20 protein-coding genes and 1 pseudogene are annotated in these 23,759 nt (G+C 49.8%); 6 read left to right on the top strand and 15 right to left on the bottom strand.

Annotated elements, in window-relative coordinates:
- The first annotated feature begins 59 nt into the window (after nt 1-59).
- Together ST42_RS11255 and ST42_RS11250 are read left to right on the top strand one after the other, a co-directional pair.
- Nucleotides 60-395: a serine/threonine protein kinase gene (locus ST42_RS11255; protein WP_044073573.1), complete on the top strand. Its 336-nt coding sequence runs from the start codon at nt 60-62 to the stop codon at nt 393-395.
- Between the two features lie 54 nt (nt 396-449).
- Complete coding sequence (locus ST42_RS11250; RefSeq protein ID WP_044073572.1) at nt 450-1,934, top strand: oligosaccharide flippase family protein; 1,485 nt, start codon at nt 450-452, stop codon at nt 1,932-1,934.
- A 55-nt stretch (nt 1,935-1,989) separates the two neighbouring features.
- On the opposite strand, the gene ST42_RS11245 is transcribed toward ST42_RS11250, so the two are convergent.
- The 4 genes from ST42_RS11245 to aroQ form a co-directional block, all read right to left on the bottom strand.
- Nucleotides 1,990-2,997: a glycosyltransferase family 2 protein gene (locus tag ST42_RS11245; RefSeq protein ID WP_044073571.1), complete on the bottom strand. Its 1,008-nt coding sequence runs from the start codon at nt 2,995-2,997 to the stop codon at nt 1,990-1,992.
- A gap of 105 nt (nt 2,998-3,102) precedes the next feature.
- A complete protein-coding gene (locus ST42_RS11240; protein WP_082028647.1) occupies nt 3,103-3,651 on the bottom strand; it encodes a GNAT family N-acetyltransferase in 549 nt (182 codons plus the stop codon).
- A 12-nt stretch (nt 3,652-3,663) separates the two neighbouring features.
- On the bottom strand, nt 3,664-6,291 hold the full coding sequence (mutS, locus tag ST42_RS11235) for a DNA mismatch repair protein MutS (protein ID WP_044073570.1): 2,628 nt from the start codon (nt 6,289-6,291) through the stop codon (nt 3,664-3,666).
- Between the two features lie 263 nt (nt 6,292-6,554).
- The gene (gene aroQ, locus ST42_RS11230; protein WP_044065688.1) at nt 6,555-6,971 is read right to left on the bottom strand and encodes a type II 3-dehydroquinate dehydratase; all 417 of its coding nucleotides are present in this window, start codon (nt 6,969-6,971) and stop codon (nt 6,555-6,557) included.
- Between the two features lie 169 nt (nt 6,972-7,140).
- Between aroQ and xerA the strand changes: the two genes are divergently transcribed.
- A complete protein-coding gene (xerA, locus tag ST42_RS11225; RefSeq protein WP_042518080.1) occupies nt 7,141-8,058 on the top strand; it encodes a site-specific tyrosine recombinase/integron integrase in 918 nt (305 codons plus the stop codon).
- A gap of 334 nt (nt 8,059-8,392) precedes the next feature.
- On the opposite strand, the gene ST42_RS11220 is transcribed toward xerA, so the two are convergent.
- The 7 genes from ST42_RS11220 to ST42_RS11190 all read right to left on the bottom strand — a co-directional run bounded on the left by ST42_RS11220 (nt 8,393) and on the right by ST42_RS11190 (nt 15,136).
- Nucleotides 8,393-8,929 (bottom strand): RNA methyltransferase, encoded by a 537-nt coding sequence (locus ST42_RS11220; RefSeq protein WP_042518078.1) that lies wholly within the window; start codon nt 8,927-8,929, stop codon nt 8,393-8,395.
- Complete coding sequence (locus tag ST42_RS11215) at nt 8,926-9,354, bottom strand: SufE family protein (protein ID WP_022316900.1); 429 nt, start codon at nt 9,352-9,354, stop codon at nt 8,926-8,928. The genes ST42_RS11220 and ST42_RS11215 overlap by 4 nt, the downstream gene beginning before the upstream one ends.
- 54 nt (nt 9,355-9,408) lie before the next feature.
- Nucleotides 9,409-10,662, bottom strand: a complete 1,254-nt coding sequence (locus ST42_RS11210; RefSeq protein WP_044073569.1) for a peptidase U32 family protein — start codon at nt 10,660-10,662, stop codon at nt 9,409-9,411.
- A 113-nt stretch (nt 10,663-10,775) separates the two neighbouring features.
- Nucleotides 10,776-11,012, bottom strand: a complete 237-nt coding sequence (locus ST42_RS11205; protein WP_156139356.1) for a hypothetical protein — start codon at nt 11,010-11,012, stop codon at nt 10,776-10,778.
- A 130-nt stretch (nt 11,013-11,142) separates the two neighbouring features.
- The gene (locus ST42_RS11200) at nt 11,143-12,144 is read right to left on the bottom strand and encodes a 2-oxoacid:ferredoxin oxidoreductase subunit beta (protein WP_022316903.1); all 1,002 of its coding nucleotides are present in this window, start codon (nt 12,142-12,144) and stop codon (nt 11,143-11,145) included.
- Nucleotides 12,145-12,170: 26 nt separating this feature from the next.
- On the bottom strand, nt 12,171-14,021 hold the full coding sequence (locus ST42_RS11195) for a 2-oxoacid:acceptor oxidoreductase subunit alpha (protein WP_044073565.1): 1,851 nt from the start codon (nt 14,019-14,021) through the stop codon (nt 12,171-12,173).
- 521 nt (nt 14,022-14,542) lie between these two features.
- Nucleotides 14,543-15,136 carry a hypothetical protein gene (locus tag ST42_RS11190; protein WP_044065694.1) on the bottom strand — a complete coding sequence of 198 codons (594 nt, stop codon included), beginning with the start codon at nt 15,134-15,136 and terminating at the stop codon, nt 14,543-14,545.
- Between the two features lie 157 nt (nt 15,137-15,293).
- Between ST42_RS11190 and ST42_RS14380 the strand changes: the two are divergent.
- Nucleotides 15,294-15,456, top strand: a pseudogene (locus ST42_RS14380) (IS982 family transposase); the annotation flags it as partial.
- A 506-nt stretch (nt 15,457-15,962) separates the two neighbouring features.
- On the opposite strand, the gene ST42_RS11185 reads toward ST42_RS14380, so the two are convergent.
- From ST42_RS11185 to miaB, 4 genes are all read right to left on the bottom strand, one after another.
- Nucleotides 15,963-17,096, bottom strand: a complete 1,134-nt coding sequence (locus tag ST42_RS11185) for a glycosyltransferase family 4 protein (RefSeq protein WP_044065696.1) — start codon at nt 17,094-17,096, stop codon at nt 15,963-15,965.
- Complete coding sequence (locus tag ST42_RS11180) at nt 17,093-18,031, bottom strand: lysophospholipid acyltransferase family protein (protein WP_044065697.1); 939 nt, start codon at nt 18,029-18,031, stop codon at nt 17,093-17,095. Before ST42_RS11180 ends, ST42_RS11185 begins: the two co-directional genes overlap by 4 nt.
- 18 nt (nt 18,032-18,049) lie before the next feature.
- Nucleotides 18,050-19,876: an ABC transporter ATP-binding protein gene (locus ST42_RS11175; protein WP_044073563.1), complete on the bottom strand. Its 1,827-nt coding sequence runs from the start codon at nt 19,874-19,876 to the stop codon at nt 18,050-18,052.
- Between the two features lie 200 nt (nt 19,877-20,076).
- Nucleotides 20,077-21,426: a tRNA (N6-isopentenyl adenosine(37)-C2)-methylthiotransferase MiaB gene (miaB, locus tag ST42_RS11170; protein ID WP_022316929.1), complete on the bottom strand. Its 1,350-nt coding sequence runs from the start codon at nt 21,424-21,426 to the stop codon at nt 20,077-20,079.
- Nucleotides 21,427-21,624: 198 nt separating this feature from the next.
- Between miaB and ST42_RS11165 the strand changes: the two genes are divergently transcribed.
- A complete protein-coding gene (locus ST42_RS11165; RefSeq protein ID WP_052488335.1) occupies nt 21,625-22,629 on the top strand; it encodes an NAD-dependent epimerase/dehydratase family protein in 1,005 nt (334 codons plus the stop codon).
- Nucleotides 22,630-22,789: 160 nt separating this feature from the next.
- Nucleotides 22,790-23,743 carry a phosphatase PAP2 family protein gene (locus tag ST42_RS11160; protein WP_022316927.1) on the top strand — a complete coding sequence of 318 codons (954 nt, stop codon included), beginning with the start codon at nt 22,790-22,792 and terminating at the stop codon, nt 23,741-23,743.
- The last annotated feature ends 16 nt before the right edge of the window (nt 23,744-23,759 follow it).

The following is a 23,759-nucleotide window of genomic DNA, read 5'->3' as shown; positions in this document are numbered from 1 at the left end:
CAGGGAGGGGACTGGGGACTGGGGAAAAACTATAACAATTAACATTTAAGACTATCATTATGGAAAACTATGAATGGGCAAAAGAGATGAACTGTGCCGTTACGGTGTGCGACGCCGAAGGCATCATCATCTACCAGAACGACAAGGCGGTGGAAACCTACAAAAAACATGGCAACCTGATTGGAAAGAATCTCTACGAGTGTCACTCGGAGAGATCTAAAGAGATTATCCGCCACCTGCTCGCCACCGGCGGCAGCAACGCCTATACCATTGAGAAACAAGGCGTTCACAAAGTGATTTACCAGACGGCATGGAAGAAGGACAGCAAGGTTGCAGGCATCGTGGAAATCTCTATGATAACACCTGCCGATATGCCTCATTATGTGAGAGGATAACATTTCTTTTCAAAATTAAATAATATTTGAGTCCTTCTCACGTTAGTTAATTTGATGGAAAACAGCAACAACAGCTACTCACACATACTGAAATACACGAGCCTGTTCGGCGGCGTGCAGATGCTCAATATCCTTATCGGACTGGTACGCAACAAGTTAGTTGCCGTATTGCTCGGTCCGGCGGGTATGGGACTCGTGGCTCTTTTCTCATCAACGATAAAGCTCGTGGTGGACTCAACGAACTTCGGTCTCCACATCAGTGCCGTGAGAAACATATCCATGGCATTCGACAACGGTGACGAAAAATGGCTCAGACACGAGATTGAGGTGTTCCGCCACTGGATTCTCATAACGGCATTGTTCGGTCTCGTGGTCTGTGCCGCACTCAGTTCGCTGCTCAGCGACTGGACTTTCTCATTCGGCGACCACACGTTGCACTTCGTGCTGCTGTCGCCCGTCGTGGCACTCACCACACTGACCGTAGGAGAGACCGCCATACTGAAAGCCACACGGCGACTGAAAGCCCTCGCCGTAACTTCTATCTACGGGGCAATCGGTGTGTTCGCCATCTCGGTGCCTATATATTGGATATACAACTATAAAGGCATCGTGCCATCGCTCGTGCTCATGGCACTGGTGCAGGCGATAATAGTGCTGCAGTGTTCCCTGAGGCTCTACCCCCTACAGATGCGGTTCCGCCTCGACTGCATAAAGGAAGGCACGGCATTCCTGCGGCTCGGCATAGCTTTCGTGGTGGCAGGAATGCTCGGCAGCGGTGCGGAACTCGCCATCAGAGCGTATCTCAGCAACGCTTCGGACGTGGACACCGTAGGACTTTACAATGCCATGTATGTGATGATTTTCACATACGCCGGAATGGTGTTCACGGCAATAGACACCGACTATTATCCTCGTCTGTCGGCTATAAAGACGCATGGCGAAAAACTGAACGACACGGTGAACAACCAGATTGAAGTTTCTATGAACATCGTGTCGCCACTCATCGTCCTCTTCATCCTCTTCATGCCAATCCTCCTGCCATTGCTGTATAGCGGCAAGTTCAACGCCGTGATACCTATGCTGCAGGTGGCAGCGCTCTCGATGTATGGCCGCGGAGTGTTCCTGCCGCTGGAATATATAGCACTGTCGAGGGGCAATTCCATGACTTTCCTCACGATAGAGATATTCAGCGACGTGGTACTGGCGAGCCTCGTCATCCTGGGTTTCAACATGTTCGGACTGCTCGGCATCGGCATCGCCATAACAACGGCATATATGCTGGAAATGCTTTTCGCCAGGATGGTATGCAGGATAAAATACAAATACAGGATGTCGTCCACAGTAGTGCGAACCATCCTCTTCCATCTTGCCGTAGGCATCTGCGTCTACGCCTCCACCCACATCGAGAGCAACCTGCTGTATTGTATTGTCGGAACGCTGATATTCTGTGCCGACGCATGGTTCTCACTCAACGTGGTGAAAAAGCATACGGCTATAATGGAGAAACTGAAAGGAAAATTCAAGAAGTTTGTCGGATAGCACAACAAAAGAGGGAGGATTGTTCTGGCGGTGATAAAGCCGAACTGCATTGGCATTATTTACCCTTATAGATACGGAACAACGATTTCATATTGCGACACGTGCCGAAAAAGAAATACCATACGGCGAAACATCTCTCCAATGGCGATAGGCGACGCAATACCGCCATTCTATAGCCACCAAACTTGATATTGCGCTCAAAGCCACGGAAATGCGCTATAACGGCTTTTCTCTCGTCAGGGCTTATATTTGCCCACTCACGCATATACGACACGCTGAGGGTGATGTAAATGGCCATAAGCCAGGATTTCAGCTTGGGGAATGACTTGCGGTCGTGGAAAGTATCAGAAAACAGTTTGTCGATCATTACGGCAGTGTCGAGGCGCTGAAACCATCGGATGGAGAAACACTTGGTGATGGCATTCTCGTTGCCTTGATAATAATAGAAAGTGGAATCGCAAAAACCAACCCTTCCGGCTGCGAGGAACTGTAGTCGCGTGTTATATTCGTCACTGTCGTAATGGTTGGTGTCCTGCCTGTCTTCGTCAATGAGCCTTCTGTTTATCAATGCGAAGCCATGGATAGAAAAGTCTATGCTACGATAGAAAGCCTCCTTGCCGGAGAACACCAAGGAATGGTCGCCATTCGGAGGATAAGAACCTTGTACCGCAGAAGTCGTTCCGTCAGCATATTCAAGCAGCATATCGGGTATCACGATGTCGAGGCTGCGCTTTTCCGCCTCGCCCACAGCCTTTTCAAGCAAATCAGCATCTATCCTGTCGTCTTGCGACATATAGAAGAAATATTCTCCCTGCGCCCATTTCTCCATCATCGCCAGATTGCGGGCTGTATTCCCCTTGCCGTCGTTATGCTTTGAGAACACACGAATCCTGTTGTCCCTTCTGGCTAACCCGTCGAGAATGGCGCGACTGTCGTCTGTCGACTCATCATCGAGAGCGATAAGTTCCCAGTCAGCAAAGGTCTGGCTGATCACCGAACCGATGCTGCGCTCCAGATATTCGCTGCCGTTATATACCGGCATATAGATAGAAACCTTGGTCATGATGGTGTTATTATAAGTTGACGAGTTGACGAGTTGACAAGTTAACGAATGGACAAATGGAGGAACAGACAAGCATACATCCCTATCGGAACAGCATACTATTCATCACAGCAACAGCTGCATATCCACTACATCGAGACGCCTGCCAAGTTTATAGCCCACCTGCTTGAAACAGGAAACTTCTTCGAATCCCATACTCCCATGAAAGGCTATGCTGCCCTTGTTTTCTGCCGTTATGCAGGCTATGAGAGAATGGCAACGGCCGGTCTGGCGACATGCCTCTATCAGGAGGTTCATCAGCTTAGAGCCCGCGCCATGCCCCGTGTGCTGCGCATCGAGATATATTGTCACCTCCCAGGTATGCGAATAGGCAGCCCGCTCCTTCCAGAGATGGGCATAGCAATACCCCACTACCCTGCCGTCTTGCTCTGCCACAAAACAGGGAAACTCGGCAGCGATATGCTTCACGCGTTCTGACATATCGCCAGTAGTAAGAGGCTCGGTCTCAAAACTGACGGTGGTTTCAGTGACATAATGATTATATATCCGTGTCATTTCCTCTACGTCGGTAGGACAGAAAGTACGGACAGTGAGTCCGGAAGACACCTTCGAACCGCCTTTATTCCGGTTTCTCTCTGAAAATTCTTCTTTCATGTTCATGCTCCTTTATTTTCCTCCCACAATCGTCTTTATGTCGTTCAGTTTGTTCAGCGCCTCCATCGGCGTGAGGTTGTTTATGTCGAGACCGAGAATCTCGTCGCGCACCTGACACAACACAGGGTCGTCGAGCTGAAAGAAGCTCAGCTGCTCACCGCTGCCCGGCACCGAGATATTGTCTACTGCCGCCTTTCCGGCTGCCCCCACGCCACTGTTGTCAGCCTCAAGCTGCTTGAGAATCACGTTCGCCCTATTGATGATACTCTTCGGCATACCAGCAATCTGCGCCACGTGGATACCGAAGGAGTGTTCCGATCCGCCACGCTCCAGTCGGCGCAGGAATATCACCTTGCCGTTTATCTCCTTCACGCTGACGTTGTAGTTCTTTATCCTGCTGAAGTTCTTCTCCATCTCGTTCAGTTCATGATAGTGTGTGGCGAAGAGGGTGCGCGCTGCCGCACGCGGCTGCTCATGCAGATATTCCACTATTGCCCAAGCTATCGAGATGCCGTCGTAGGTACTCGTTCCGCGGCCCAGCTCGTCGAAGAGCACAAGACTGCGCGGCGTCACGTTGTTGAGGATATTCGAAGCCTCCGTCATCTCCACCATGAATGTGGATTCTCCCATTGAGATATTGTCGCTCGCCCCCACACGTGTGAATATCTTGTCCACGATACCAATCTTGGCACTCTCTGCCGGCACGTAGCATCCTATCTGTGCCATCAGCGCGATGAGTGCCGTCTGGCGTAGCAGAGCCGACTTACCCGCCATATTCGGTCCGGTGATAATCATTATCTGCTGCTTCTTGTCGTCGAGATATATGTCGTTGGGCACATACTTCTCTCCCACCGGCATCTGTGTCTCTATCACGGGGTGGCGGCCCTGACGGATATCTATCACGATGTCGTCTTGCAGAATCTGCGGTCTCACGTACCGGTGTTCCTCCGCCGTCTTGGCAAAGGAGAGCAGACAGTCGAGCTGTGCTATGATATGCGCATCCTTCTGAATGGTGTGTATATAATGCTGGGTGTTCTGCACGAGTTCACCGAAGAGCTTTGTCTCCAGCTGCAGTATCTTGTCTTCGGCTCCGAGAATCTGCTCCTCATATTGTTTCAGTTCCTCGGTGATATATCGTTCCGCCTGTGCGAGCGTCTGCTTCCTTATCCATGTGGCAGGCACCTTGTCTTTGTGGATATTCCTCACTTCAAGATAATATCCGAACACATTGTTGTAGCCGATTTTCAGACTTGATATGCCGGTCTCCTCTGTCTCCCTCTCCTGGATTTTCAGCAGATAGTCCTTGCCGTTATATGCTATGTCGCGCATGCGGTCGAGTTCCTCGTCCACTCCGCTGCGTATCACGTGTCCTTTGTTCACGAGCTGTGGCGGGTCTGGCTCTATCTCCATCTCCAGTCTGTCGCTGAGTTCCTTGCAGGCGTCAATCCTGTCTGCCATCAGCGCGAGAGTCTTGTTATCCGACCGCTCGCAGGCATCCTTGATAGGCTGCATGCAGAGCAGGGCATTCTTCAGCTGCACCATTTCCCGTGGCGACACACGTCCTGTGGCAACCTTTGCTGTGATGCGTTCCAGGTCGCCCACTCCATTGGTGTTCTCGTCGATGATTTCCCTGAGTGACGTGTCCTTGAAGAATTCCTCCACCACGTCGAGCCGCTTGTTTATGTCGGCGGCATTGCGCAACGGGAAGCACACCCATCTGTTGAGCATTCTGGCTCCCATCGGCGAACAAGTGCGGTCTATTACGTCGATGAGCGAGCATCCGCCGTCCTGCATCGAACGTGTCAGTTCGAGCGAACGCACGGTGAAGCTGTCGAGTCTCACATATCGCTCCTCGTCTATCCGGGATAGCGACGTGATATGGCTGATATGTGTATGCTGCGTGAGTTCCAGATATTGCAGGATGGCTCCGCATGCCACGATACCGCATTTGAGATGGTCTACGCCGAAGCCCTTGAGGTTTTTCACCTCAAAATGCTTGTGCAGTTTCTGGCGGGCGGTCTGTTCATTGAACACCCATTCGTCGAGTTCGAAGGTGAAATGCTTTGTTCCGAAGAAGCGTTCGAAGTCTGCCTTCTTGCCTCTTTCATATAGCACCTCCTTTGGCTGGAAGTTACCTATCAGCTTCTGCACATAGTCGTATGGTCCTTCGGTGGTGAGAAACTCTCCCGTAGAAATATCGAGGAACGCCACTCCGCAGGATGCCTTGCCGAAGTGTATGGCTGCGAGGAAGTTGTTCTCCTTGTAGTTCAGCACGTTGTCGGTCAGGGCAACACCCGGCGTTACAAGTTCGGTGATGCCTCGCTTCACGAGTTTTTTCGTCAGTTTCGGGTCTTCGAGCTGGTCGCAGATAGCCACTCTTCTGCCTGCCCTGATGAGCTTTGGCAGATAGGTGTCGAGGGCATGATGGGGGAATCCAGCCATCTCGGTAGACGGTTTCGTGCCTGAGTTGTTTCTCTTGGTGAGCGTGATGCCGAGGATGCGACTTGCGTCAACGGCGTCGTCGCAGTATGTTTCATAGAAGTCTCCACACCTGAAGAGCAGCAGTGCGTCGGGATGTTTCGCCTTGAGCGAAAAGAACTGCTGCATCATAGGCGTCAGCCCATTGTCGTTTTTTGCCATATTATATGTGAAACTATTGTCGTTTTTGTCTTATGCCCCTGACCGTCTCCTCGCTGCCGCATCACGACGGTATGGATGTGACAATGGGGGCAAGTTGCAAAATTACGTCTTTCGGATTTAAATACCAAGAACGGAAAAGATTTTTTATTCCAAACCGGTCATCAGGAACACTACATTGAACGACCTATGACCGTTTTGGGATTATGGTTGCTTGGCTCATAAAAAAAACGGTGCTCCGCATTATGTAAAGCAACCGGAACAGGTCAGTCCAGCAGTCCTTCTATCGCCAGTCTGTATGAATTGAGTCCGAAGCCGCATATCACTCCCTTACAGGCGGCGGAAATAAAGGAATGGTGGCGGAAGTCTTCACGCTGGTGGACATTAGAGATATGCACCTCTACAACCGGACATTTTATGGCGCGTATGCAGTCGTGCAGGGCAATGCTGGTGTGGGTGTAGGCTCCGGCGTTCAGCACTATGCCGTCGAAAGAGAAGCCCACCTCCTGTATCTTGTTTATCAGTTCTCCCTCAACATTGCTCTGATAGTATTCTATCTCTACCTCCGGATACTGCTCACGCAACTTGGACAGATAGCTCTCGAAAGACTCACTGCCATATATCCCCGGTTCTCTCACGCCGAGCAGATTGAGATTGGGACCATTCACTATTTGTATCTTCATATTTCTGGATTAGTTTGTTTGTTGCAGCCTTTTTATTACCTTTGCCTTGTATTTCTCTCCTGCCTGGGCATAGCATACTCTGGCGGAGGAGTGCAGGCACTTGGGTGGCTGACATTTGCAAAAGTACAAAATAATAATCATTCGGACAACTATTGACTCGCAAACTGACATGAACGACAACGGCAACTCCAATGCGGAGATGATAAAGCAATACCGCAGATATCTGAAACTGGGAAGAAACTACTCCGAGAACACTCTCAAGGCATATATGGACGACCTGCAGAAGCTGCTCAACTATGCCAACTGCGAGGGACTGGCGCTGACGGAGGTGAAGCTGGATGACCTGCGCAACTTTGCCGCTGCCATCATCGACATCGGCATAAGCCCGAGGTCGCAGGGAAGGATTCTGAGCGGCGTGAGGGCGTTCTACAAGTTTCTGCTCATAGACGGATATATCCAGGAAGACCCTACAGAACTGCTGGAATGGCCCAAGATAGGGGAACATCTGCCAGAGGTGCTGTCGGTGAAGGAGATTGACATGATGGAGGCTGCCGTGGACATGGAGAAATGGGAAGGACAGAGAAACAAGGCAATCATAGAGGTGCTCTTCTGTTGCGGACTGAGAGTCAGCGAACTGACAGACCTGAAGATGTCGGATCTCTTTCTCGACGAGAAGTTCATACGTGTGATAGGAAAGGGCGACAAGGAGAGACTGGTACCGATATCCGAAAGCGCCATACAGGAGCTGAGGTTCTGGTTTGTAGACCGCAACGTGATGAAGATAAAGCCGGGAGAGGAAGACTACGTATTTCTGAACATCCACGGCAAACATCTCACAAGGGCAATGATATTCACCATCGTGAAGAGGCTCGCCGCTGCCGCCGGGATAACGAAGAACGTGAGTCCGCATACGCTGCGCCATTCCTTTGCCACATCGCTCCTTGAAGGCGGTGCCAACCTGCGTGCAATACAGGAGATGATGGGACACGAAAGTATCGGAACGACTCAGATATACACCCACATCGACATGCACACGCTGCGGGAGGAAATACTCGAGCATCATCCAAGAAACATGATGGACAAATAAAATCCACTCTCCTAAAAAGACATAATCCAAGCAAGCCCTGATGAGCGGCTCTGGATGATGCAGGATGATTCAGATATCTGATTTGCAAAAAAATGTCCGCATCATTTGCTCCCTCCAGCAATGATACGGACTGCAAGTTCTCGTTTAGATTTCGTGTTTGATAAAATTCTTACCACTTTTCTTGCTTACAAAGGTATTCAAAAACATCTGCATCTGCAAGCCCATATTTCCAGGTTATGGTACGAATGGGCCGTATTTTGGATTAAACGACATAAAATAGCAAGATGGGATGTATAAAAAAGCGATATTTAAGGTATAAAAATACTGACACTCATCAGAGCATCAGTCTTTTTGCAAATTCCCATATCACCATACCTGCCGTGACAGAAACGTTGAGCGAGTGTTTGGTGCCAAACTGTGGTATCTCGAGACAGCAGTCGCTCTTGTCCACCACTTCCTGATGCACTCCCTTCACCTCGTTGCCCATTATCACGGCGAAGCCCTTATGCTTGCCGATATCCGGAACAAAGTCCTGAAGCATCGTGCTGCCCTCACACTGTTCCACGGCACACACCTGATACCCCATGGCATGAAGCTCATCCACGGCATCCGTGGCGTTGTCGAAATACCGCCAGTCCACACTGTCTTCCGCACCGAGCGCCGTTTTGTGAATCTCCGGCATCGGCGGAGTGGCGGTAATGCCACACAGCCATACCGCCTCGATACGGAAGGCATCACCGCTGCGGAACACCGACCCCACATTGTGCAGCGAACGCACATCGTCGAGCATCACGATGAGCGGCATCTTGTCACTCTGCTTGAAGTCGCTCACCGTCATGCGGTGCATCTCTATAGTCTTGAGCTTTCTCATTGCTCCTCACTCTTTACCTTATATGCCAACGCATACATGCGTATCTGCTTCACCATGGCGAGCAGACCGTTGGAACGGGTTGGCGAGAGATGTTCCTTAAGACCGATCTTGTCGATGAAATAGAGGTCGGCAGCGAGGATTTCCTGTGGGGTATGACCGCTCAATACTCTGATGAGCAGCGCTATGATGCCTTTCACGATGAGTGCGTCGCTCTCTGCCGTGAATATTATCTTTCCGTCCACATAGTCTGCCTGCAGCCATACGCGGCTCTGGCATCCGTCGATGAGATTGCTCTCTGTCTTGTATTTGTTGTCGAGTGGTTCCTGCTCGTTGCCCAGGTCTATGAGCAGCTGGTATTTGTCCATCCAATCGGTGAAGTCGGAAAACTCCTCAATCACTTCATCTTGTGCTTCGTTGATTGTCATTGTAGTGTATTTTATTGTTGTTGAAAATCCATTTGAGCGTTGCGGCGTATATGCTTACTCCTCTACCCGCTCCAGTTTGAAGAGCTTGTCGCTTGGTCTCACCTTTGACGGCACAGGCATTGACACGCGCTGTCCCTTGCGGGCTTCTTCCACGGGCTCCAGGTCATAGCGTATCTCGTCGGCATTCATATAGATGACGCCTGTCGTAGGTCCGGTAATGAGCAGCTTGTCGCCCTTCTTGAAGTCGGCTGCCTCGATGGCAAATTCTGCCACGCCGAGCTTTGAGAAGTATTTCACTCCCTTGCCCACATACACCTTCTTCTCCGTAGCACAAGAGCCGTAGTTCTTGTTCCATTCTCCGAGTTTCTGTCCCAGATAGTATCCATCCCAGAAGCCGCGGTTGAAGACGGTGGCGAGACGCTCGTCCCACCGGTCTTTCTTCTCCTCCGTAAAGGTTCCGTCGATAACGCTCTGTATGGCTTCCTTGTAGCATTTCACCACGGTGTAGACATACTCCGGACCGCGTGCCCTGCCTTCTATCTTGAACACTCTGACTCCGCTCTTCATCATCTTGTCGATGAATCGCACGGTCTTCAGGTCTTTAGGACTCATCACGTATTTGTTGTCAATCTCGAGCTGGGTGCCGGTCTCATTGTCGGTCACGGTATACGAACGGCGGCAGAGCTGTATGCACTCTCCGCGGTTGGCTGAACGGTTGGCATTGTCGAGACTGAGATAACACTTGCCGCTGATTGCCATACACAAGGCTCCATGGCAGAACATCTCTATGCGCACGGGCTGTCCTGACGGTCCGCAGATGTTCTGTTCCTCTGCCAGTCTGTGCACCTCTGCCACCTGACTCATGTTGAGCTCACGGGCGAGCACCACTACATCGGCAAACTGCGCATAGAACTTCAGTGCCTCCACGTTAGAGATATTGAGCTGTGTGGAGAGATGAACCTCCTGTCCCACCTTGTTGCAATAGGTCATCACCGCCACGTCGCTGGCTATCACTGCCGAGATGCCTGCCTCTTTGGCTGCATCCACAATCTCGTGCATCAGCGGTATGTCCTCGTTGTAAATGATGGTGTTCACGGTGAGGTAGGTCTTTATGCCATGCTCATTGCAGGTGGCGGCAATCTCGCGAAGGTCATCGATAGTGAACGTGCTGGCAGAGTGTGCCCTCATGTTCAGCTTCTCGATGCCGAAATAAATGGAGTCTGCTCCTGCCTGTATCGCTGCGGCGAGGCTTTCTCTCGACCCCACCGGCGCCATGATCTCAAAGTCGTTTATATTGTAATTCGTCATAATCATTTTATCATATATATTGGCATTAGAGCGCAAAGACGCACTCTATGCCAATTTACTCGGCAAAAGTAAATAAAACATACCAAAGCGCCAACTTTATCATTGCATTTTCGTCAATCTTCCCAAAACTGGGTGTATACGCCCTTGAAATTCTTGTAGTGTTCCATGGTTTTCTGCCTTATTCTCTCATACATGGCATTTGAGTCTATGCCATTCTTCTTGAGGAGATTGCTCTTTGTATTGGTGTCTACCTTCAATCCCCCGGCCTTTCCGCCTCCGCCGCTGATTATCATCCATTTCTTGCCTTCGTCCATCGTTGCCGCAATAAATGATTTTATGTAGTGTGTCATATCTAAAAGTCTTTGGTTCAGCAAAAAGTCCAGTATTCCATCTGTTATAAAAAAAGCCAAAATGCCATATCCCGCATATATTGATATGAGGAATATGGCATCATATAAGAATAATAAAAGCGTATGCCCTTTATTTCACTTCCCAAATGTCGTTGGTTTCGAGGAGCTCCATGAAGTTGTGGTATTTCTTCTTACCCTTCACCTCTTCAATCTGCTCAGCAACGGCAGTCTCATAGGTAGGAGCCTCTACGTCGCGGATTACACCGAGAGCCACTGGGAATCCATGCTCGTTGTCCATCATGGCGAGCTTCAGCTGCAGGGTATTGTCCTCACAGTGAGCGTCGTGAACGAGGATGTCCTTCTCTGTGATGCCATTCTCGCCGATCTTCACTACCTTCAGACCGAAGCCCTCCTGCACAAGACCGAACTCGTTGTTCTCACCGAAGATCAGCGGCTCGCCGTGCTTCACGTAGATGGCGTTCTTCTTTCTGCCCTCGCTCTTGTAGATAGAGTCGTAAACACCGTTGTTGAAGATAACGCAGTTCTGCAGAATCTCGCATACAGAAGCACCCTTATGCTGCTTTGCAGCCTTCAGCACCTCTACAGTTCCTGCAGCGTCGGTGGCTACGGCACGTGCGAAGAAACGACCTCTTGCACCGAAGCAAAGCTCTGCCGGACGGAATGGGTCCTCTACAGTACCGAATGGTGAAGATTTGCTGACGAAACCGCGTGGACTGGTAGGAGAATACTGTCCCTTTGTGAGTCCGTAGATACGGTTGTTCAGAAGTATCATATTCAGGTCGATGTTACGACGCATGGCGTGGATGAAGTGGTTACCACCGATAGCAAGACCGTCGCCGTCACCGCTGATCTGCCAGATGGTGAGGTTTGGATTGGCTACCTTGGCACCGGTAGCGATGGCAGCAGCACGTCCGTGGATGGTCTGCATCGCATAGGTATTAACATAGTATGGCAGACGGCTTGAGCATCCGATACCGGAGATTACCGCTGTCTCGTATGGCGGAACGCCTAATTCTGCCATCGCCTTATGTAGCGAAGCCAAGAAGAAGTGGTCGCCGCAACCAGGACACCAACGTGGCTGTCCTTTCTTATAATCTTGTATTGTGAACATTGTCAATGAAAAATTAGACGTTTATATTACTTGTTAATGATTTCCTCAAAGCTTTCCACCAACTCGCTTACAACGAATGGCTGTCCCTTCACCTGATTGAACTGGTATGGCACGAAGCCGTCAACCTTGGCACGCAGGTAGGCAGCGAGCTGACCGAGGTTCTGCTCTGCCACTACCACCTTCTTGTATTTCATGAGCACCTCTGCGGTGTTCTTTGGCAGCGGGTTGATGAACTTGAACTGTGCAGCAGCCACCTTGTGACCCTTCTTGCGCAGCTCTTCCATAGCTGAATAGAGATGTCCGGCAGTACCGCCGAAGCCTACGATGAGCAGTTCGGCATCGTCCTTGTCGCCCAACACCTCAAGGTCTGGAACAGGGATGCGAGCCACCTTGCCTGCTCTCAGGCGACACATCTTGTCGTGGTTCTCAGGATCTGTAGAGATAGCGCCGGTGTCGCTGTCCTTCTCCAGTCCGCCGAGGATATGAGTGAAGCCCTCACGTCCAGGGATACCCCAATAGCGAACGAGAGTCTCCTCGTCTCTCTTATATGGAGTGTAGTTGCCCTTCATGCTCTCTGGAGCATAGTGAGGATGAATCTCAGGAAGCTCAGCGATGTTAGGAAGTTTCCAGGCTGCAGAACCGTTGGCAACGTATGCGTCGGTGAGGAGCAATACCGGTGTGAGATGCTCAACGGCAATCTTTGCTGCGCTGTAGACAGCGTCGAAACAGTCGGTAGGACTTGTAGCTGCGATTACAGGCATTGGAGACTCACCGTTTCTTCCGTAGAGAGCCTGCAGCAAGTCTGTCTGCTCGCTCTTTGTAGGCAGACCTGTAGAAGGACCACCACGCTGCACATCGATGATGACGAGAGGCAGCTCGTCGATAACGGCGAGGTTGATAGCCTCTGACTTCAAGCAAACGCCAGGACCAGAAGTTGATGTGGCTGCCATAGCTCCGGCGAATGATGCGCCGACAGCACTTGCACAACCGGAAATCTCATCCTCACACTGCACGGTGGTCACTCCGAGTGACTTGTGCTTTGCGAGCTCATGGAGCACGTCGGTAGCCGGTGTGATAGGATAAGAACCGAGGAAGAGCTTCATGCCAGCTTTCTCGGCAGCGGCGATAAGACCATAGGCTGTTGCCTTGTTGCCGGTGATGTCCATATAGCGGCCTTTCACCTTATTCTTTGACTCGATGCGGTATGTAGCAGGCACACCGGCATGAGTATTGTGTCCGTAGTTGAAACCTGCGTTAACCACCTTGATGTTGTTCTCGGCGATCTGAGGCTTCTTGGCGAACTTCTCTCTCAGGAAATTCTCAACGAGAGTGACATCGCGGTTGAAGAGCCAGCATACGATACCGAGAGCAAACATGTTTCTACACTTCATGATGGCCTTGTTGTCCATGCCGGAGTCGGCAAGACAATCCTTCACCATCTTTGTGATAGGACAAGCCACTACTCTATCCTCATCGATGCCCATCTCTGCGAGATAGTCGGCTGTCTTGAATTCTGCCTTCTCCAGATCCTTAGGACCGAAGCTGTCGGTGTCGATGATGATTGTAGCCTGTGGTTTAGCATGCTTGTACTGTGTCTTCAATGCAGCGGCGTTCATAGCCACCAGCACATCGCACTTGTCACCAGGGGTATAAACCTTTCCCTCACCGATGTGAACCTGGAAACCAGATACACCGGTCAGCGATCCTTGCGGGGCGCGGATGTCTGCCGGATAGTCAGGGAATGTTGAGATTCCGTTGCCGATGGTGGCTGAGACCGTGGAGAAGATGTTACCGGCGAGCTGCATACCGTCGCCAGAGTCGCCTGAGAAGCGTACTACTACCTGCTCCAACTCTTTTACTTCCAAATTTTCTGCCATAGAATTTACAGTATTGATGAATGATTTTTCATTTATTAGTCTTAATCCAAGAAGCTCCGGCTATGCACAGGACATAGAAAGAGCCATGCTTTTCAACAAAGTAATGCAAAGTTCGGAAACTTTAATGAAAGTTCAAAGCTTTTTCCCAAAATAATTTCATTACATATTGAAAACCACTTGTATTTTCACTCTCAATGCTGAATTTGTGTCATTATCCCATACCGATATATATATACAACGGAGTTGTCAGCCTTACACATTGTCAGAAAAATATCATACGATGTCTGACTTCAAGACGCCTTATAAAAAAACAAAATCCAAGCAAGCCCTAATGACCGATTTGGGTTTAAGTTGGTCGATACGAGCAAAAGTTGCCCATATCGCTGATTCTTAGTAAAAACGAGAATTTCTGAAAAACTGTCAGATTGTCTGGTTTTTTGTTGTAATATTCTGACATCCAAGCAGTTGGCTGTCTGGCAATTGTCAGCCTATTGTCTGGATGGTTTGCTGATGAAAAGGGTTTACGGCAAACTTAATTTATCAAGTCTAATTCTGACGAGGACGGACAATCCCAATTCTCTATCATAGTTTCTCTTTCCTAAGTCTGTTAAATCTGTTCTTCTAAATATAATAATAGGGCTGTCCCCACAAATTATTTTAGATGTTTTTAAGTCATATTGCTTTAAAATATTATCAAAATCTTTTTTTAAGGAAGTATTGTTTATAGCTTTTTCTACTTCTGAATAAGTAGGCTTTCTTGTATTGTTATTTTTTATTATACTTTTTGCAACTTCATAAGATTTGTCTTGAAAACAAGTAAGCTCAAATAATATTTGTTTTAATTCTGATAATTCATATTCAGAAGATGCCCTTTTCATGCAACAAGAAAATTCATGTAAAAAAGTATTGTAATCATTTTTCTTATACTTCGTTCTTTTGGCTTTCTGGAACTTAGATACTGCTGTCGTGTCATCAGGTAAAACCTCCGCCTCTTTGTCAGATTCTTTACTATCTAAATCACAATGAATAGACATTCCTAACATTGTCGGTCCATACTTATAAAAAACAAAAGAATATGCAGAAACTGAATCTTCAGATTCTACATAGAATTCCATCCTTCTTGTCAAATCGCCTAAATCAGGTAACTGCTTCACTGCAACATTATCCTGTGAATGCAGATTAGAACAAGAAAATAAAAGGAATACAAATAAATATAGACAATATTTCATTAGTGTCCAAACCCGTTGGCGGAATTAATTTAAGTTGATAAATATGAGTAAAAGGTTGTACATATCGCTGATTATACCAACTTAGTGGTGCTCAAACATTAAGTTCAAACCATCGTACGTACAACATTTATACAAAATTCATCAAAATACTTGAGATATGCAAGCAATTCTCTGAAAATCTCGCTAATGAATCGGACAATGTTCCATGTGTATGGTCAATGAATCGGGTAGCGTTCCATGCCGTTGTACTGTTCAAGAGTCTTCTGACTTGGAAGTGTGCAAAGACATGCAACACATTGATTTGTCACACCTCTACAATTCTTCAATAAATGGGCACGGTGCTTGCCCATGTGGGGCACGATGCTTACCCATGTGGGGCACGGTGCTTGCCCCAAGTGGGCACAACCAGTTTCCAAAATGTGCCCAAAGCGGTTCAAAGACGAAACGCCAGAAAAGGGGATGAAAAACGATCAAAGTCCCTATGACACTTCGATGATACTTTAATGATACTTTTCTGTAAAGAATCCCGAAAAGTATCATTAAGCCAACTCGTTGGTACAATGGACTTTATATATATGGAGAAGCCGGAAAATGATACTATGACACTTCTCTATAGAAAAAAATGAGAGTATGCCAAGAACATGACACACCCTCAATAACACTTGTTTAGTGACGGTAAAATAATAACTTGGTACGATTTGAGTAAGTAATGTCAACGACACACCTTGTTGTAGACATCCAACACTTTCTGCGCCACGTTGTTTCCCTCGAAGCGTTTCACGTATTGCTGACTTCTCTCTATGCGCTGCTCTCTGCCCGGCGCTCCACACAACACCTGCTTCACGGCTTCTGCCATTCCGCACACATCGTCGGGGTTGACGTATATGGAGTCGTTGCCGCCGGCTTCTTCAAGACAGCTGCCCGTACATGCCACCACAGGGAGTCCGCTCTGTATAGCCTCGATGACGGGGAGTCCGAATCCCTCATAGCGCGAGGGGTAAACACATGCCTCTGCCATCTGGTATATTGACGGGAGATCTTCGTGTGGCACGCCGTGGAGCATCTTCACACGGTGCTGCAGGTTGTTTGCCTCTACATACTCTTTCACCTTGTCGGCATACGGTGTGGGGCGTCCCACGATGACGATGCTGACCTCTTCGGGCAGCATGTGCAGGGCTCTCACGGCAAGCAGCACGTTCTTGCGCTCCTCGATGGTTCCCACATTCACGATGTATCTCTCTGGCAGCATATATTTGGTGTGGACCTGCTGGAGCTTCTTTTCGCTCTCTCTGGTCTTGAATTCTGTGCTGCAGCTCTGGTATATGACGTCTATTTTCGAGGGGTCAATGCCACCGAAGCGCATGATGTCTCTCTTGGTACACTCGCTGATGGCTATGATGCGGTCTGCCTCGCGACAGGTCTTGTGGAATTTCCATGCGTATATCTTGGTGTCTATCCAGTTGTAGTATTCGGGATGACACATGAATATGAGGTCGTGGATGGTGACGACGGTCTTGATGCCGGCCTTCCTGATGCCGAGAGGCAGTTCGCCGGTCAGTCCATGATAGAGGTGCACACCGTCTTTCTTCAGGTCTTCCACTATTCCTTTCATTCTCCACAAGTCTCTCGACAGCTTTGTGTAGCAGTCATGCGGATAAACGAATCTGAGGTTTGAGGATTCTTTCACCTGTCCCCGCAGCTCATCGCGTCCCATGTCGGGAGCGTAGAGTCTCAGCTGCGTTCCTTCCGGCACTATACGTTGCAAATCCCCCACAAGGGTTCTGGAATAGTTTCCGAGTCCCGAGGCGTTCCTCACTATGCGCTTTGCGTCAAATCCTATTATCATAATTCTACGTCTTTTCTTTTTATGACATGCCCGTTCTCCATGACATAATATTTGTCGAAATGCTCATGGTTTCTCTTCCATCTGTCGTGGGTCCAGAGATATAGTCTGGGATCCCTCTTTATGGTGTCCTCAAGCATCTTGAAGAAGCGTGTCGTTATCTCGTTCTCCTGCATCTCGGCAGGTTTGTCGGTAATCAGCCTGAAGGTGCAGATGTATTTGCCGCGTTCCGGTCTCTGCATGTCAATATAGAACACGGCGTCGTTCATCTTCTTCATTATCTTCTCGCCGCCGGTGAATACTGGTGTGTCGTGGTTGAGGAACGGCAGCCAGCAGTGTATGTTCAGGTATTTCGGCGACTGGTCTGAGATGTATCCGAAGAGCCACATGCGTTTCTCGCGTTTGTATCTCACAAGGTATCTCAGTATTTCCTGTTTCGGTATGCATACTCCACCCTTGCTCTGGCGTATATCCTTGAAGAGCATGTCGAATATTTTGCTCCTGAGCGGATGATATATAAGTCCGCACACCGCCTCTTTGTGACGTTTGAAGGCAAGTCCTGTGGCAGAGAGCAGTTCCCAGTTGCAGTAGTGTCCGAGGATGGCGGCGCATGTCTGCCCCTTGTCGTAATATTCTTCTATCTGCTCCGCATTTCTGAATTCTATGTGCTTGAGCAGTGTCTCGTCGCTGACGGTGAGCAGCTTCAGGGTTTCCACGAAATAGTCGCAGAGCCAATGATAGAATCCATGCTCTATTTCTTTCAGTTCCTGAGATGTTTTCTCGGGGAATGAACTGCTGAGGTTTTTCCTCACCACCTTCTTCCTGTAGCCCACGATATGATACATGATGAGATAGAAGAAGTCGGAGATGCCATACAACACTCTGTAGGGCAGTAGCGACAACACGTAGAAGATGGGGTAGACTATTTTGTATGCCATATATGAATGAATATTTTGTTACGACTGCATATCGTGCAGCTTCTTGTAATATCCGTCCTTGCTGATGAGTTCGTCGTGGGTGCCCCGCTCCACTATCTGTCCCTCGTGGAGCACGCATATCTCGTCGGCATTCTTGATGGTGGAGAGTCTGTGGGCTATCGCCACGGTGGTGCGCGTCTTCATCAGTCGTTCCAGAGCGTCCTGCACGAGTCTCTCGCTCTCTGTGTCGAGAGCCGATGTTGCCTCGTCGAGGATGAGTATCGGCGGATTCTTGAGTATGGCTCGCGCAATGCTCACGCGCTGTCGCTGTCCGCCGGAGAGGCGGCCGCCGCGGTCACCGATATTGGTGTCGTAGCCGTTTTCAGAAGCTTTGATGAATTCGTCGGCATTGGCTATGCGGGCAGCCTCTTCCACCTGCTCCTGCGTGGCGTTGTCAACACCGAAGGAGATGTTGTTGAAGAAGGTGTCGTTGAAGAGTATCGCCTCCTGGTTCACGTTGCCGATGAGCTGTCTGAGGTCGTGGATATCGAGGTCTTTCACGTTGATGCCGTCGATGAGCACCTCACCCTCCTGCACGTCGTAGTATCTCGGAATGAGGTCTACCATGGTTGACTTTCCTCCTCCGCTCTGTCCCACGAGGGCTATCGTCTTTCCTTTCTCTATCGTGAGGTTGATGTCTCTGAGCACCCACTGCTCTCCGTATCTGAACGACACATGGCGGAATTCTATGGTGTGGTCGAAGCTGGAGATGTGTTGAGGGTTCTCCTTCTCCTTGATGTCGCTTTCGGCAAGCAGGATCTTGTCTACACGCTCCATTGAAGCCAGTCCCTTTGGAATGTTGTAGCCAGCCTTGGAGAAGTCTTTCAGAGGGTTTATGATACTGTAGAGGATTACGAGATAATAGATGAACGTGGGACCGGAGAGCACCTGCTGGTTGAGCACGAGGATGCCGCCGAACCACAACACGATGATTATCATCACCGTGCCGAGGAACTCGCTCATGGGGTGTGCCATCTGCTGACGGGTGTTCACCTTGAGAATCTGGTTTCTGTAGCTGGAGTTGGTGTTGTCGAAGCGCCTGTTCATCTTCTCCTCAGCACAGAATGCCTTGATGATACGCAGTCCGCCGAGGGTCTCCTCCACCTGGCTCATGGTGTCGCTCCAGAGGGCCTGCGCCTCCTTTGACTTGCGTTTCAGCTTGCGCCCCACCTTGCCCATTATCCATCCCATGACGGGAACGAAGAGTATGGTGAAGAGAGTGAGCTGCCAACTGATGCAGAGCAGCGTGGCGAAATATGCTATTATGAGGATGGGGTTCTTGAAGAGCATGTCGAGCGAACTCATTATGGAGTTTTCTATCTCCTGCACGTCGCCGCTCATCCTGGCTATGATGTCTCCCTTGCGCTCCTCTGAGAAGAAGCCGATAGGCAGGGATGTTATCTTGCGGTAGAGCTGGTTGCGGATGTCTCTCACGATTCCGGTCCTGATCGGTATCACGGTGGCCGATGACAGGAAATAGGCTCCCGTCTTGAGGAATGTCATGGTGGCGAGGAAGAGTCCGAGCACGAGCAATGTGGTGGTAGGACCGATGTCGGCAATCAGCGCGTTGACATAATAGTCCATGTTGTTTGCCGCAACTTCCTTCATGTTGTCCCAGTTCCATGCCATGAGCTGTGGCGCTGCGGCAGCCTTCTCCGTCTTGAAGATAATCTGCAGGATAGGGATTATGGCTGCAAACGAGAATATGTTGAGCACAGCCGACAGGATGTTGAACGACACCGTCATGACGAGGTATCTCTTGTATGGCGGCACGAAGCGCCTGAGTATCTGGAAAAATTCTTTCATATAAGAAACAACCCCTTGCCAGCTCGCGGTATCAGCCACTTCCGACTTGTCTCTCCCTCATGACGGAGAGACACCGACATGCCTGGCGGACGGAACAGCAGGGGATATTTATGTTTGTTATTTATTGATTATCTGATTATGCTTTTGTCTGTCACTATATTTTGTCTGTCACAATATAGGAAGGCGGATTATGCCCCACCTCACTCTGCTGCTGAAGGAGATGGCACGAGAGTGCCGAAGAGCGTGGCGCTGGTGCTGCCCGTTATCTTCACTCTCACCGTCTCGCCCACGTGGTGGTTGCCTTTGTCGAACACCACCGCCTTGTTCTGCTCCGTCCTGCCCATAAGCTGCTGGCGGGAACGCTTGCTATAGCCCTCAACGAGAACGTCGAACTCCTTGCCCTCGTCTTTTCTGTTCTGCTCGGCGCTTACTTCGGTCTGCAGCTTTATCAGTTCGTTGAGTCGCTGTATCTTCACCTCCTCCGACACGTTGTCGGGCAGATGTTTTGAGGCATAGGTGCCCGGGCGCTCCGAGTATTTGAACATGAAGGCAGAGTCGAAGCCCACCTCCCTGACGAGCGACAGGGTCTGCTGGTGGTCTTCTTCCGTCTCGTCGTGGTATCCCACGAAGATGTCGGTGGTTATTCCGCAGCCAGGGATGATGCGGCGTATGGCATCTATGGTGTCGAGATACTGCTGACGGGTGTATTTTCTGTTCATCAGCTTCAGTATCTTGTCGCTTCCGCTCTGTGCAGGGAAGTGGATATGGTTGCAGATATTCGGTTCTTCGGCTATGACATGCAGGATGTCCTCCTTCATGTCTTCGGGATTGGAAGTGGTGAATCTCACTCTCATGTCGGGCACTGCCTGAGCCACCATTCTGAGGAGTTCGGCAAAAGACACCTTGCCTTCTTCTTTCTTTCCCGACGGCGAGAGACCGTAGCTGTTCACGTTCTGTCCGAGCAGCGTAACCTCCTTGAAACCGCGGTCGTGCAGGTCTTTCACCTCTCTGAGGATGCTCTCCGGATCACGGCTGCGCTCCCTGCCTCTGGTGTATGGCACGATGCAGTAGTGGCAGAAGTTGTTGCAGCCACGCATGATGCTCACGAAGCCGCTCACCTTCTGTCCGCCGATGCGCATCGGCACGATGTCGCGGTAAGTCTCGGTGGTGGAGAGTTCGATGTTGATGGCGTTGCCGCCGTTCTCACACTGGGCTATAAGGTCGGGCAGAGTGAGATAGCTGTCGGGACCGCACACGAGATTGGCGTGATGGTTGTCTATCAGGTCGTCTTTCACTCTCTCCGCCATGCAGCCCAGCACGCCGAGGATGACCTTGCGGCCCTTCTTCTGCTCTGCATGGAGGGTTTCGAGACGGTTGTATATCTTGTTCTCAGCATTCTCCCTGATGCTGCATGTATTCAGAAAAATAGCGTCTGCGTCGTCTTCCTTTTCGCAAAGTTCATAACCCGCCATCTGCATCACAGAAGCTACAACTTCGCTGTCTGCCACGTTCATCTGGCAGCCATAAGTCTCTATGAAGAGTTTTTTCATTATTTCCTTTATTCGTTTAAAATTGCATACTTTGGGTGCGAAATTAATAAATTTAAATTGTATTTGCAAACTTCACAACGTATTTCAACTTTTCGTTACATTTCTCACTCAAATCGTACCAAGTTATTATTTTACCGTCACTAAATAGATTATTATCAGTTTTTTCCTTACATTTGCAGCTGAAAAGAAATGACAAGAATGCAAAAAGACAAAATACTCATCACTGGCGCCACAGGTTTCATCGGCAGCTTCATCGTTGAAGAGGCTCTCCGCAGAGGAATGGAAGTGTGGGCTGCCGTAAGGGCTACAAGCTCACGGAAATATCTGCCGCAAGAGGGGATAAACTTCATAGAACTGGATTTCAACGACGAGCATAAGCTCAAGGAGCAGCTGCGCCAACACAGCTTCGACTATGTGGTGCATGCCGCCGGCGTGACGAAATGTCTGAACAAGGCTGACTTCTTCAAGACGAACAGCAAGGGAACGAGGCATCTGGTGAATGCCATCCTCAATCTCGCCATGCCTGTAAAGCGCTTCGTGTTCATAAGCAGCTTGAGCATCCTCGGACCGATACGGGAGGAGGAGCCGCATACCGACATCACCGACTCCGACACGCCACAGCCCAACACAGCATACGGCAAGAGCAAACTGGAGGCGGAGGACTATCTGCGGTCGGTGGCAGACAGACTGCCGTTCATCATACTGCGACCGACAGGAGTGTATGGTCCGCGGGAAAAGGATTATTTCATGATGGCGGAGAGCATAAAGAAACATGTGGACTTCGCCGTGGGATACAAGCGGCAGGACATCACGTTCATCTTCGTCAGCGACGTGGTGCAGGCGGTGTTTCTGGCTCTCACCAACGGAAAGACGGGCAGCAGCTACATTCTGAGCGACGGTGAGGTGTATTCGTCACGCACGTTCAGCGACCTGATACAGAAGGAACTGGGAGTGAAGCACGTGCTGCGTATCGTGGCGCCACTGTGGTTCCTGAAAACCGTGTCTACGGTTGCCGAGACTATAGCGCACCTGACGGGAAAGATTTCTGCCCTTAACCGCGACAAATACAATATCATGAAGCAGCGCAACTGGCAATGCGACATATCTCCGGCAAGAAAGGAACTGGGCTTCGAACCGAAATGCCAGCTGCCGGAGGGTGTGAGAATCAGCATGAAATGGTATAAGGACAACGGATGGATGTAAGCATCATACGGATGTAAGCGCCAGACGGATGTATGCACCAGACGGATGTCTACACAACGGATGGATGTAATACAAAAGTTGGATGCTGACAAAGAAACGGATGGAATGATTTGAACGATCGGAACGATTTAAACGACCGGAAAAGGAAAAGACAACGATTATGAAAGATTTATTCAAGATAGAGAAGAAGCCCAAGAAGGGTCTCTTCTGGCTGGAGTGGGTGATGACTGGATATCTCGTGCTGACATTGCTCATGGTGTTCTTCACATACACCAAGGTGGCAAACCCTGAGGCAATGATATGGGGCAGAGTGAGAATCATGGTGGTGACGCTGGCTCTATGGGGAGTTTACAGGATGGTGCCATGCCGATTCACGAGGTTCTGCCGCATCACGGTGCAGATGGCGCTGCTCAGCTGGTGGTATCCCGATACCTACGAACTGAACCGCATGCTGCCGAATCTCGACCACGTATTCGCCCAGGCGGAACAGTCGCTGTTCGGATGCCAGCCGGCACTGATATTCCATGAGGCAATGCCATGGAGCGTGGTCAGCGAACTGCTCGACATGGGTTATGCGGCATATTATCCGATGATAGCTCTGGCGGCGATATACTATTTTATATGGAGATACAAGGAGTATGAGCGCTGCGCATTCGTGATAATGGCTTCTTTCTTCGCATACTACGTGATATTCGTGCTCGTGCCGGTGACAGGACCTACGTTCTATTTCAAGGCTGTCGGCATAGACCAGATAACGGCTGGCGTGTTCCCCAACCTTGGCGACTACTTCAACACCCACACCGAATGTCTGCCGAGTCCGGGATATACCGACGGCATCTTCTACCATCTCGTTGAAGACGCCAAGGCTGCCGGAGAGAGACCTACTGCTGCTTTCCCAAGTTCGCATGTTGGAATAAGCACCGTGATAATGCTGCTGATATGGCACACCCGCAACAGGAAGCTGCTCTATATTATGGCTCCCTTCTATGTGTTGCTCTGCTTCGCCACGGTATACATACAGGCCCACTATGCCATCGACGCCATCGCCGGACTCATCACCGGCACGATGTTCTACTTCATCTTCATGTGGATGTCGAAGGGGATGAAAAATTGAAAGGAATAGAGAGAAT

The organism is Prevotella pectinovora, from assembly GCF_000834015.1.
In the GTDB taxonomy this organism is placed as follows: Bacteria; Bacteroidota; Bacteroidia; order Bacteroidales; family Bacteroidaceae; genus Prevotella; species Prevotella pectinovora.
Note: the sequence above shows the minus strand (reverse complement) of the source record. Positions and strands in the feature narration are given on the sequence as shown.